The sequence below is a fragment of the Caballeronia sp. BCC1704 genome (genome assembly GCF_902833455.1).
GTDB lineage: Bacteria > Pseudomonadota > Gammaproteobacteria > Burkholderiales > Burkholderiaceae > Caballeronia.
In genome coordinates, this window is sequence record NZ_CADFFT010000003.1 from 743,833 (window position 1) to 755,963 (window position 12,131).

The following is a 12,131-nucleotide window of genomic DNA, read 5'->3' on the forward strand; positions in this document are numbered from 1 at the left end:
ACGCAGCGCTCATGGCGAGCGGCTGCCTTTACGAGGCCAATATATGAAACGCCGCGAGAATTTCAAGGGTCCGCGCGTGCGCTTCGCGCGCTTGAAATTAGGGGCGTCGCCCATACCATCCGCGCACCAGGTCACAAGGAGAATGTCGTGGAATTCGATACCGACTGGAGAACGCTCGGACGGCATCGCATCAAGCTGCGTTCAACCCGGGGCTTTCCCACCGAGATCATGAATCAGCTCGCCGAGGTGGCGCGCCTCGCGGTGGATCACAACATGAGCGCCCGGGCGCGGATCGTCGAGATCGTCTTTCGGCACGAGAAGGTGTACGACATCACCGTCGGAACGACGATCGCCGAAGACCGCGTCTGCGCGCCGCAACTGGAAGCTGCTATCGCCGCCGTGTTCGGACTCATGCCGGAACAGATCAATCTCTTCGTGCAGACGGTCACGCAGGAGGAAGTGGACCTGCACTTCGGCGTCTACGAAAGGATGCTTGCAGAGAAGCTCGGGACGGTCGCGCCGATACATTGACTGACTGCGCATCGGCTTGCGCTCGCCCGCGAGCGGCACAGTGCTTGCGCGATCCGTTGCTCGGATGGCCATTGCGCAGCCCGCGCGAGGCGGCTGTCTTCGAGCGGACGAATCAGCGTTCCGCGAATCTGCGATGGAGAAGCCGATGAACTCAGACGATACCCCGGCCAATGTCACGCCGCCGTCGGAAGAAGTGCGCCTGTCCGCGGTACAGGAAGAACTCGCGGTCGGCGTGCGTACGACCGAGACCGGCTCGGTGCGCGTGCGCAAGGTCGTGCATGAGGAAATGCAACCCGTTTCGATGCGGCTCTCCACGCAACAAGTGGAAGTGAGGCGCGTGGCAGTGAATCGGCCTGTCGAGGAGCGCAGCGAACCGCGTCGCGAAGGCGATACGCTCGTCATACCGGTATACGAATATGTGCCGGTGGTCAGAATGCAACTGACGTTGAAAGAAGAGGTGTACGTGCAGACGACCGAGACGCAACAGGACGTCGTGCACCAGGGTCTTGTGAATTCTGAGGAACTCGTCGTCGAGCGCCGCGAGGGGCCCGACGGCGAATGGAAGCGCGATCCGCAGGCAGATTGACCACGCTCGGGAACGCCCGTTGCGATCTCGATCGCACGCGCTTTATCCCCGGCTTGCGTACGCCTTTTTCTCGGAGATGCTGCTATGACTCAGACTATCATTGGTGTATTCAATACGCTTCAGGACGCAGAGCTCGCTCAGACCCGCCTCGAAGCAGAAGGCATCGCGCGCGCGGACATGAGCGTGCATTCGAATGATGCCGGTTCGTCGATGACGACCGGCGCCGCCACGAGCGATGTCGCGACGGACCGTCCCGTCGGCGAAGCGCACGAAGGCGCGATGGGCCGCATCGAACACTTCTTCAAGAACCTCTTCGGCGACAACGACCGCCCGGAAGAGATCGGTCATTATCAGGAAGCGGTGCGCCGCGGCAGCGCGTTGCTGTCGGTGGACGTGCCGGACGGAATGGAGACCGAACGCGTGCGCGACGCGCTGTATGCGGCCGGCGCAATCGACATCGACTCGCGCGTGGCTCAATGGCGCAATACGGGCTACACGGGCTATGACCGCAACGCGCCCGCCTACACCGCGGATGAAATCGCAGCGGAACGCCAGGCTTTCCCGGTCGTGCAGGAGTCGCTCGAAGTCGGCAAGCGTGAAGTGCAAACGGGCGGCGTGCGCGTGTACTCGCGCCTGACGGAAACGCCGGTCAGCGAGTCCGTGAATCTGCATGAAGAGCACGCGAGCATCGAGCGCCGCGCAGTGGACCGTCCCGCGACGGCGGCGGATCTGAAGGAAGGCTTCGTCGAGATCAAGGAAACGGCTGAACAGCCGGTCGTCGCGAAGACGGCGCGCGTCGTCGAGGAAGTGGTCGTCGGCAAGGAAAGCTCGAACCGCACGGAGACGATCACCGATACGGTTCGCGGCACCGAAGTGGAAGTGGAACGCACCGCAGGCGTGGAAGGCACGACCACGGGCCTCGAAGGGACCACGGGCGTGACCGGCACGAAGAAGACGCCGCTGTAACTGCAGCATGATGTTCGGCCCGGCCGCGTCATGCATGCGGCCGGGCGTCCTTATCGAATTCGATCGAAGAAATAGTTGACTGATTCGATTGGGATTGGCATAATGACGCTTGAAGTACAAGAAGTCGATTGCTGCTCATCAATAGTCCGATTTTCCTCCGGTATTCGTTGTCCACTCCCTCCTTGCCGCTTCACCCCGCTCGATTCGAGCATCTTCAATTTTTATTTCAGGATTTTCATGGACACCGGTACCGTCAAGTGGTTTAACGACACCAAGGGCTTCGGCTTCATCACCCCCGACAATGGCGGCGACGACCTCTTCGCGCACTTCTCGGAGATTCGCGCCGACGGCTTCAAGACCCTGGCCGAAGGCCAAAAGGTGAGCTTCGAAACGAAGCGCGGCCCGAAGGGCATGCAAGCTTCGAACATCAAGCCGCTGTAAGTCTTGATTCAGTAGTTCGCAGTAACACGCAGCATGCGCGGGGGCCACGAGGCCCCCGCGTTTTATCCGCGTTTTTTCCGCTTTCCTCGCTTCGCCTCTCTCCGTCCCCCGCTTATCTCTCGGCCATCTCCGGCCAGATCTTTCGGCCCAGACGATTTTTCCTGGCGTCTATCGAGGGCGCATTGTCCTCCGGCTTCTTCCGCATCGACGGAAAGCCCCGACTTTAAAACTAAAATGAACACGACTCAACACTACCGCGGTTATGCGGTGCACGCGTTCGCGCATCCGCTTCGCGACAAAACCTTTTCCGCCGATCTCCTGCTCGAACGCGATTCCGCCAGCGAGAGCGACGCGCAATATCGCTTCTACTCGCTGGATTACTTCGCCAACGAATCCGACGCTATCGAGTACTCGCGCCAATGGGCGCGCGAGTGGATCGACACGCGCGGCTGATCCTTTTCTTTCCGATGTCCCTCGCGGCAAGCGCCGCTTTTTACCTCACAGACTTTTATCGCCCGCCGCTATTCGATAATTAACATTCAACGCGCCAAACGTTTGCAAGCGACTCCACGCCCTCAAGGCCGGACGGCTTCTGCCGATATTCCGGAAGAGGGTGGCTTAACCGGATAGTCCGGTCGGCGTGGTCGTGTACTCGGGCCAGCAGTCGCATCGCTCAAGTCGTTTCAAGCGAACAACAAGAAGGTAAACATGCGCGTTGCCCCTAAGACGACAAACCGGCAACTGTTCAACACGATCTGGCCGTTTCTCGCGGTCGTCATCTCCCTTTTGGCGATGGCGGCGACGAGTCTCGCCATCATGTCGTCGGTGCGCGCGTATATCGGCGGTGAAAGCACCTGGTCCAAAGGACAGAAGGACGCCGTTTTCTATCTCGCGCGCTATGCGCAGACCGGCGACGAACAGGCGTTCCGTCAATACGAAGACGCGATCGCGTATCCGCTCAGCCTGAAGCGCGCGCGGCTCGCGCTCGACCGGCCGGACCCGAACGTGCCCGAGGCGCGCGCCGCGCTGCTCGCGAGCGGCGTCTATCCCGCCGACGTCGGCGCGGTGATCTGGGTGTTCCGCACGTTCCGGCGCGCGAGCTACTTCCAGGAAGCCGTCGCGTACTGGACGGCGGGCGATCTGCTCGTCGACCAGCTCGCCGATGCCGGCAGGAAACTGCGCGCCGCCGTCAAGCGCGGCCCTTCGGCACGCGCCGAAGTAGACCTCCTCACCAACGAAGTGTGGAACATCAACGGTTCGATCGCGCCGATCTCGCGCGCGTTCGCCGACGTGCTCGGCTCGGCGTTCCGCCAGACGGCGATGCTGCTGTTCACCGTGAACGTCGTGGTCGCCGTGCTGCTCGTCTGTCTGTCGGCCTGGTATGCGCGACGCTTCATCACGGCGCGGCTCGAAACCGAGAACGCGCTGCGACGAAGCGAGGCGCGCGCGAAGGCGACGCTCGGCTCCATCGGCGAGGCGGTGATCTCTGTGGGGCCGTCGGGCCTCGTCGAGTTCATCAACCCGGCCGCCGAGAAGCTCTTCTGCCGCGAAGCCGCCGCGTGCGTGAACCGGCCGCTGGGCGCGCTCGTCACGGTGGCGCGGGAATGGGATCGCCGCCCGGTCGATGTGATCGACGAAGCGCTTAAGGGCGCGGAACCGGAGGAAGCCGGCGGCGACCTCATTCTCACGAACGCGCTGGGCAAGGATATCGTCGTACAGGCGATCACGTCGCTCGTGCGGGACACGTCGGATACGTTGACGGGCGTCGTGCTGCTGCTCAGGAACATGACGCGCGAGCGCGAGTACGTCTCGAACCTCGCGTGGCAGGCTACGCACGACGGCCTCACCGGACTCTTGAACCGCACCGAGTTCGAACGGCGACTGAGCACTGCGCTCGATCCCGAGTCCGATGTAGACGACTCGCATCGCGCGCAGATGTTGATGATGCTCGACCTCGACCAGTTCAAGGTCGTGAACGACACCTACGGCCACGCGGCCGGCGACGCGATGCTGCGCGAAGTCGCGCTCTTCATCGAACAATGCCTGCGCGAAGAAGACGTGCTCGGCCGCCTGGGCGGCGACGAGTTCGGCGCGCTGCTCTGCAATTGCGACAAGCATCGCGCGATGCAGATCGCAGAGCGCTTGCGCAAGGACGTCGCGGCGTTCGAGTGGTCATGGGAGACGCATCGCCTGTCGACGAGCGTGAGCATCGGCGTGGTCGATCTGCGGCAGACCGGGCTCGACGTGGAAACCGCGATGCGCTACGGCGATATCGCCTGCTATCTCGCGAAGGAGCGCGGCCGCGACCGCGTGCATCTGGCCGTGCCCGGCGACAAGGAACTCACGCGCCATGCGAGCGAAATGTCGTGGTGCGGCCGCATCAAGGACGCGCTCGCGAACGACCGCTTCTGCCTCTATGCGCAGGACATTCAGGCCACCGACCCGCGAGCGGGCCGACACGAAGAACCGGAGCAGCACGTCGAAATCCTGTTGCGCATGGTCGGCGAACGCGGCGATATCGTGCCGCCGGGTCTTTTCATGCCGGCCGCCGAACGCTACGGCCTCATGTCGGCCATCGACCGCTGGGTCGTGCGCGCGGTCTTCTCGACGCTCGCGAACACGCCGCCGTCCGATCGCATGCAGTACGCGATCAACCTGTCGGGCGCGTCGATCGGCGACGAACGCTTCCTCCAGTTCCTCAACGAGCAGTTCGCCATCAGCGGCGTCGCGCCCTCCGCGATCTGCTTCGAAGTGACCGAAACCACCGCCGTCGCTAATCTCGCCGCCGCCGCGCGTTTCATCCGCGAGTTAAAGAAGCGCGGCTGCAAGTTCGCGCTCGACGACTTCGGCGCGGGCATGTCGTCGTTCGGCTATCTGAAGCACTTGCCGGTCGACTACATCAAGATCGACGGCGGTTTCATCAAGGACATGCTCAAAGATGCCGTTAATCGCGACATGGTCGCCGCGATCAACGACATCGGCCATTCGATGGGCCGTCTGACGATCGCGGAGTATGTCGAAAGCGAGGCGATTCTGCGCGCGTTGCGCGAGATGGGCGTCGATTTCGTTCAGGGGTTCCATGTTGGGCGTCCGGCGCCTTGGGCACAGCATGTCGAACCTATCAACATCTAATCAGGAGAACACGTTGGATCCGACTTTTCAGCGGGTGGGCGATTTGAAAGACATCGCAAGTTACCCGGCCTGGCTCGGCGATGTGCTGGCCGAGACCAAAGAAGCAAAGCTGGCCGTCGTCTCGCATCCCATTTTCGCGGCGATGCGCGAAGCCAAGCTCGAGCCGCGTCAGGCGGAAGCGTTCCTCGTCAACGGCTGGCCCGTCGTCGAGCAGTTTCCGCAATACATGGCGATGAACCTGCAAAAGGTCCGCTACGGGCATTCGCGCGGCGAAGACCTGGCGCGGCGCTATCTCACGCGCAATATTCGCGTCGAGCAGAACCACGCGGATTACTGGGTCGACTGGGCCGCCGCGCACGACGTGAGCAAGCGCGACCTGATGAAGGCCAACGGTCCCTCGCTCGCCTACGCGCTCAGCCACTGGTGCTGGAAGAGCAGCAGCACGGACGCGCTCGCGGCGACCATCGCGGCGACCAACTTCGCGATCGAAGGCGTGACCGGCGAATGGTCCACGCTCGTGTGCAGCACGGACACGTACGCGAACAGCTTCCCGGTGTCGATCCGCCGCAAGGCAATGCGCTGGCTCAGCCTGCACGCGCACTACGACGACGCGCATCCGTGGGAAGCGCTCGAAATCGTCGCGACGCTGCTCGGCAATGCGCCGGGCGTCGACGAAGTGCACGCGGTCAAGCGCAGCATCGCGATGAGCTACGAGTACTTCAAGATGAGCCTCGACTGCTGCCTGTAACCGCGAGCATCGCCGTTGCGGCAAATGATGGCCTGCGCAGCGCGAAGGCGCGCTGCGCAGGACCGGTACCCTATCTGGACAAGAAGAATGAAAACGAAGCAAATCGCGTGTGCGGCGGCCGCTGCCTTATGTGTCGGCGGCGCTCACGCACAGGCGGCGGGAAATATCGTCGTCAACGCGGGGTGGATGCACTTCTCGCCGCAGGATTCCAGCGAGCCGTTCAAGATCAACGCGCTGGGTCAGACGATGACAGAGCCGAACGCGGGCGCCTCGGTCAGCAATGCCGACACCTTTGCGGTCACGACGACCTACTTCTTCACCGACCATATCGCCGCTGAAGCCGTGCTCGGCGTGCCGCCGAAGTTCAATCTGGACGGCACGGGCACGCTCGGCGCCATCGGCAAGCTGGGTTCGGCGCGCGAATGGAGTCCGACGCTGTTGCTGAAGTACTACTTCGGCAGCGCACAAAGCCGCTTCCGTCCGTATATCGCGGCGGGCGGCGCGTACGTGTGGTTCTCGGATACGAAGCTCACCTCGCCGATGGCGAACGGCGCTTTCCTCTATTCGAGCCAGTTCGGCAATGCGCTGACCGGCCCGACGACCGTGAGCCTAAGCAGTTCGTTCGCGCCCGTGGCCAACGCCGGCTTCACGTACAACTTCACGGAGCACTGGTCGGCGTCGTTCTCGCTGTCGTACATGTGGCTGTCGGCGCGCGCGCGTCTGGAAACGCAATCGGCCGTCGGCACGGTGCGCAGCGAATCGAAGATCAAGCTCAATCCGATCGTGAGCTTCCTCTCGGTCGGCTACAAGTTCTGACGACACGCCGCCGCGCTCTCGCGCGAGGCGGCGTGGCGGGCGGTCAGGACTTCTGTCCCCTGCCCGTTTTCGCCTGAAGCTCGTCGATCCGGCGCGACGCATCCGCTTTCGACAGCGACGCGTCGAACGGTTCCTTCGCCTCTTCGGAAAGCGTCTTCAGATACGACGCCTGCGCGCCCGTCATCGGCTCATCGCCCGTCACCCATTCGTCGGGGTCCTTCTCGGCATTCGATGTCGGCGACGCCTTCGGGTTGTCGATACGCGGATCGCTCTGATCGTCCTGAGCATCCTGACGCTCTGCGTTTTCGGTCGGTTGTCCTTTCATGGCCGCTTCCTCCTGCGATGTTTGTTAGCGCGTCTTGTCCATGCAAGCTGCGTGCCCCGTCACAGCGGGCGCATCTGCACGCCGTGACGCGGGCCGTGCGCGCGCAGGCCGGCTTCGAATTGCGATAGCGTCATCGGCGGCGGCGGTTCCATTTGCGGACTGAGTTCGGCAAGCGCCCGGCCGAAGCGCGCGAACGTCGCGAAGTCGCGTGGATAACGGCGCGTATCGACGCCCAGAAACCGCCCTTCTCGCCTGCTTCGTTCGATCAACGCGCGCCACGCTGCGATCGGCGTCACGCCGACGCCTTCGGTGCCGTGCGAGAACAGCATCAGGTCGATGTCATCGAACGATTCCGTATCCAGAAAGCGCCGCAGCGTTTCAGCGGACGGGTCCGTGCAGAACACGAGCCATAGCGGAATCGCGCGAAGGCGCAGGGTCGTGTACGGGTCCATCAGAATGAACGAATCGACGACGAGCCGCGCCGCTTCCACATTCATGCTGCGATACCAGTCCCGAAACATCCGCGCCGCGACGAAGCTCAACGACTCCGGCTCGTCGAAGCGCATTTCCACGACGCGCCAGTTTTTCTCGCGGGCGAGCGCCACGATGCTCTCGGTCAGCGCGGCATCGAAGCCCCATTCGGCCTCGGGCGCGCGCTCGGTCGGCGCGGGCGGTTGCCATCGCGGCCAGCGCGAGCGGTAGCGACGCAGATACTCGGTCACGCGCGGACTGCCTTCGAAGTACTCGGCCTCGGTCGCGCCGCCGAGCGCGCCGAACTGATACACGGACCGGTCGCTCGTGCGCGTGACCGGCCAGTCGCGCGTGCAGGTGTCGATATAAATGGTCGCGTTCGGCGCGAGGCTGCGCAGCAGGAACTCGCGATACGCCAGCGGCAACGCGCGCATCTTCAGCCGGAAGTAGCTCATCGCGGACAACATCAGCCGGTCCTGATTCGGGTCCTGCATGTGATGCACGGCGATGCGCGGATCGGCGGCGAGCAAGTCCTCGACGATGCGCAGGCCTTCGCGAAAGCCGCGCTCTGCGTCGTCGGGATCGGAAAACGGCGCGCGCACCGGACACATGAACGTCTGCGGCAGCCACGGCACGCCCATCGCGGCGGCCATATGCATGAGCGCGCCATTCGACGAGCCGATGAACGCCGCATCGAAGGTCCGTTGCGGATACAGCCCCGCGATCCATTCGCCGATGCCTTCCACATCCAGCTTGCGGGCCGCGCGCGGCGCGATGCCCTCGGTCATGCCGCCGATCGAATACGCCCATTCGCGCGGCCGACGCGGCAACTGGTTCAGCGCGGGCATCAGGCTGTCGAAGAGCGGCGACTGGCTGGGACTCGTGAACCGCTCGCCATGCAGCGACGCCGCGAGCGCCTGCACCATGCCGGCGGCGGAATCGAAACGCGCGATGCCGGGTGGAGGTCTCGTCATGCGCGCGCGGCTCCGTTGTCGCCATCGACGCCATCGACGCCATCGAGCAGAAACGGGCGAATGGCGAGCGCCATGCTATGCGGATACACATAGTTGAGCGTATGCGTGCCGCCTTCGATGACGAGCAGCTCGCCATGCGGCAAGCGTTCTGTCACTTCGCGCGCCCAGGCGAGCGGCACCACCGGATCGCGCGAACCCACGACGACGAGCGTCGGCGCGTGCACGCGCGAGAGCTTGTCCTCGATGCGGTCGCGCACGAGCTCGCGCATCGTCGCGAAGGCGCGTAAGAGTCCGGCTTTCGCATAGTCGATGCGCCCGAGCGCCGCCGCCGACCGCGCCCGTTCCAGCCGCCCGTTGCGCCAGTCGCGCAGCATCTGCGCGGGCAGAAAACGCGCCGCGCGATCCACGGTCGGCCCTTGCAGCACGAGCTTGTCGACGCAGCCGGGAAAGCGCGCCGCGAACTCCGCGAGTATCTGACAGCCGAACGAATTGCCGATGAACACGGCCTTGTCGATGCCGCGCGCCGCGAGCCACAGGCGCAGCGCATCGGCGAGTTCCGGCACCGTGAGCGCGCGCTGGCGCGTCGGGCTTTCGCCGAAGCCGGGAAGATCGGGCGCGTGAACATCGAGGCCGTCGATGGCATCGCGCAGGGCGAGCGCGAGCGGCTCCATGTAGCGGCTCGAAATCACGAGGCCGTGTACCAGCACGACCGGCACGCGCGAAGCACGGCCTTCGTGTCGCGCCTGCCGCGAAAACATGCGGTAAGGACCGGCCTGCGTCGTGCGCGCGGTGATGCCTGCGTTCGCGCTGGCTTCCGAAAGCGCGGGCGTGCGCTTGAGCCGCTTCCATTCGACGGCCGCCCAGGCCGCCAGCGCGCAGGTGCCCGCTACCGCGAGCGCAGGCCAGGCGGAGCGTGCGGATCGCGCAACGTGTGCGGATGCGTGTGATCGAACGCGTCGTGTCATGCCCTCGATGAGCGAATCCCGTGCCCGCTTCACGTCATCGCTTCACGTCATCGCCCTCACGCCAACACGAGATGCTCCGCCGGAATACCGGGCGAGCGTCCGGCGAGGCGCTCGAATTCGAACGGATCGTGGCTGCAAAACACCGTCAGCTCGGAACCGGCCGTGCGGCACAGTTCGCGCAGCCGCGCCTGATTGCGCAGGCGGGCCGCGCGGTCCTTCTCCAGCATCCACTGATAAAACGCGAGGCCGGGCGTGCAGCGCGGCCGCTCGGCATCCATCTCGGTGTGGAAGAAATACGCATCGGCGGCGAGCAACAGCCACCGGTCATCCTTGCGCACGGCAATGCCCGCGTGCCCGAACGTGTGGCCGGGCAGCGGCACGAACGCGATGTCGTCGCGAAAGCCCGGCAGCGGCCGCACGCTGTCGAAGCCGCGCCACTTCTCGCCGTCCGCGCGATGCACTTTCCAGTTGCCGCGCGTCGACCACTGCTGCGGACGAAACCGCTGCCGGTCGAGCCACGTCTTCTGCGCGAGCGCGTAGTCGCGCTCGATCTGCAGCATATGAACCGTCGCTTGCGGGAAGTCGTCGAGTCCGCCCGCGTGATCGAAGTCCAGATGACTCATCAGAATGTGACGGACATCGCTCGCCCTGAAGCCGAGCCGCTCGATCTGCCGCACCGCCGTCATTTCCTCGCGGAAATCGGGCTTCAGCATGAACAGAAAGAACGTGCTCAGGCGGCTCTGCGGATTGGCGACATCGCGCAGGCCGAAGCCTGTATCGACGAGCACGAGGCCGTCGTTCGTTTCGATCAGCAGGCAATGGCAGGTGAGTTCGCCGCGACGCAGGAGGCTCGGCGTGCGCCCGTCGAAGAGCTTGCCGCCGAGCGGACAACTCGAAATGCAATTCAGATGATGAACGCGCATGGCGGCTCGATCCCTGCGTTGACCGGTCGCGCGGCGCTTAAGACTGTCCGCCGCCCGAGGGTTTCACTTCGGACAAGTCGTCCGCCTTGACTTCGGCTTCGCGCACGGTCGTGCCTTCGTCGTCGGTTTCGGAGATATCGGTCGTGAAGGTTTCGTCGCTGCTTTGCGCTTCATCGTTGCCCTTCTGCGATTGTTCCGGCCTGCCGTTTTGCGATGACGTGCTCATGTCGATCTCCTGATGATTCGGTGTCGGGAAGTGCTCGTTGCAGCGAGCCGTCGCGGCGCGTCATCGTGTCGCGAGAAGCGGCCCGCGCCGCACGGCCACCGTCAAGCAATCGCGGTGCCTTGGCTCGCGGCGGGCGCGACGCACTGCGCCGGAACGGTGATTGCTTCGTTCACCCGAGGAGCCATGCGAGCGAACGGAGGCATCGATGCGCAACCGGCGTGAACTGTCGAACGAATTGAGCGGAGCAAGCGAATCCAGCGGATCAGACGCCTTCATGCCGCTCGCGGCGGGCGTCGTCGCCGGTCTCGCGGCGGCGGCAGGCGTTTTGATCGGACGCCGCGCGAATGCCATCGCGCGCGTGGGCGAAGGTCATTCCGCCAAGCATCGACTGCTCGATCTCGCATCGGGCGTCATGCAGCCGAAGTATCCGCTTCAGGCCATGAGTACGTGGCTCAACGGCTTTCACATGTATGCGGACGACATGGGCCGTCAGGTCGAGGCGCATCACTTCTGCATTCATCTCCGGCACGACCTGCATCAATGCGTGATCTTCGATTCGAACCGGCCGGACGCGCGTCTCATCGGCATCGAATACATCATTTCGGAGGAGCGGTTCCGGCAGTTGCCGGAGGAAGAAAAACGCCTGTGGCACAGCCACCACTACGAAGTGAAGTCCGGCACCCTGATTGCGCCGGGCATTCCAGAACTCGCCGAGCGCGCTTATTTTCAGGACCTCGTGTCGACGTACGGCAAGACGTTTCATACGTGGCAAATCGACCGCGACGAATTTCCGTACGGCCCGCCGCAACTGATGATGGGCTTCACGCAGGACGGTCAGGTGAACGAGGCGATGGTCGCCGAACGCGACGCGCGTCTCGGCGTCTCATCCGAAGACCGCAAGCGCAGACGCTACGGCATTCCGGTGCCGGACATCGCGGAGGGCGCGAATGCGTGGGAAAGCGGCACGTCGGTGCAGACGACGCTCGCCGAAGTCCCGTTCAGGGACGTGAGCGGGTCGTCGTGATTC

14 protein-coding genes are annotated in these 12,131 nt (G+C 64.0%); 9 read left to right on the plus strand and 5 right to left on the minus strand.

Translation table 11 applies throughout. The features are described from left to right. Positions 1 to 147: 147 nt before the first annotated feature. The 8 genes from HWX53_RS18930 (at position 148) to HWX53_RS18965 (ending at position 7,220) form a co-directional block, all read left to right on the plus strand. A complete protein-coding gene (locus tag HWX53_RS18930) occupies positions 148 to 531 on the plus strand; it encodes a hypothetical protein (protein ID WP_175943644.1) in 384 nt (127 codons plus the stop codon). A 145-nt stretch (positions 532 to 676) separates the two neighbouring features. Beyond that, on the plus strand, positions 677 to 1,117 hold the full coding sequence (locus HWX53_RS18935; protein ID WP_244140181.1) for a YsnF/AvaK domain-containing protein: 441 nt from the start codon (positions 677 to 679) through the stop codon (positions 1,115 to 1,117). A gap of 84 nt (positions 1,118 to 1,201) precedes the next feature. Beyond that, positions 1,202 to 2,083, plus strand: coding sequence for a YsnF/AvaK domain-containing protein (locus HWX53_RS18940; RefSeq protein ID WP_175943648.1), 882 nt, complete (start codon positions 1,202 to 1,204; stop codon positions 2,081 to 2,083). Between the two features lie 237 nt (positions 2,084 to 2,320). Beyond that, entirely contained in the window at positions 2,321 to 2,524 is a 204-nt protein-coding gene (locus HWX53_RS18945; RefSeq protein ID WP_159834819.1) for a cold-shock protein, read from the plus strand. 234 nt (positions 2,525 to 2,758) lie between these two features. Continuing rightward, the gene (locus tag HWX53_RS18950) at positions 2,759 to 2,977 is read left to right on the plus strand and encodes a hypothetical protein (RefSeq protein WP_175943650.1); all 219 of its coding nucleotides are present in this window, start codon (positions 2,759 to 2,761) and stop codon (positions 2,975 to 2,977) included. Between the two features lie 255 nt (positions 2,978 to 3,232). Then, positions 3,233 to 5,656, plus strand: coding sequence for an EAL domain-containing protein (locus HWX53_RS18955; protein ID WP_175943652.1), 2,424 nt, complete (start codon positions 3,233 to 3,235; stop codon positions 5,654 to 5,656). A 13-nt stretch (positions 5,657 to 5,669) separates the two neighbouring features. Further along, complete coding sequence (locus tag HWX53_RS18960; RefSeq protein ID WP_175943654.1) at positions 5,670 to 6,404, plus strand: iron-containing redox enzyme family protein; 735 nt, start codon at positions 5,670 to 5,672, stop codon at positions 6,402 to 6,404. Positions 6,405 to 6,491: 87 nt separating this feature from the next. Next, on the plus strand, positions 6,492 to 7,220 hold the full coding sequence (locus HWX53_RS18965) for an OmpW family outer membrane protein (RefSeq protein ID WP_175943656.1): 729 nt from the start codon (positions 6,492 to 6,494) through the stop codon (positions 7,218 to 7,220). Positions 7,221 to 7,263: 43 nt separating this feature from the next. Here HWX53_RS18965 and HWX53_RS18970 read toward each other — a convergent pair whose 3' ends face one another. Genes HWX53_RS18970 through HWX53_RS18990 form a run of 5 tightly spaced genes read right to left on the minus strand, consistent with a single transcriptional unit; the run spans position 7,264 to position 11,104 of the window. Beyond that, positions 7,264 to 7,545 (minus strand): DUF3072 domain-containing protein, encoded by a 282-nt coding sequence (locus tag HWX53_RS18970; protein ID WP_175943658.1) that lies wholly within the window; start codon positions 7,543 to 7,545, stop codon positions 7,264 to 7,266. Between the two features lie 59 nt (positions 7,546 to 7,604). After that, a complete protein-coding gene (locus HWX53_RS18975) occupies positions 7,605 to 8,990 on the minus strand; it encodes a hypothetical protein (protein WP_175943660.1) in 1,386 nt (461 codons plus the stop codon). Next, positions 8,987 to 9,955, minus strand: a complete 969-nt coding sequence (locus tag HWX53_RS18980; RefSeq protein ID WP_175943662.1) for an alpha/beta fold hydrolase — start codon at positions 9,953 to 9,955, stop codon at positions 8,987 to 8,989. Before HWX53_RS18980 ends, HWX53_RS18975 begins: the two co-directional genes overlap by 4 nt. Positions 9,956 to 10,011: 56 nt before the next feature. Continuing rightward, positions 10,012 to 10,878 carry an MBL fold metallo-hydrolase gene (locus tag HWX53_RS18985; protein WP_175943664.1) on the minus strand — a complete coding sequence of 289 codons (867 nt, stop codon included), beginning with the start codon at positions 10,876 to 10,878 and terminating at the stop codon, positions 10,012 to 10,014. A 37-nt stretch (positions 10,879 to 10,915) separates the two neighbouring features. Continuing rightward, positions 10,916 to 11,104, minus strand: a complete 189-nt coding sequence (locus HWX53_RS18990) for a hypothetical protein (RefSeq protein ID WP_175943666.1) — start codon at positions 11,102 to 11,104, stop codon at positions 10,916 to 10,918. Between the two features lie 205 nt (positions 11,105 to 11,309). Between HWX53_RS18990 and HWX53_RS18995 the strand changes: the two genes are divergently transcribed. Then, entirely contained in the window at positions 11,310 to 12,128 is an 819-nt protein-coding gene (locus HWX53_RS18995; RefSeq protein ID WP_244140182.1) for an OBAP family protein, read from the plus strand. Positions 12,129 to 12,131 lie beyond the last annotated feature (3 nt).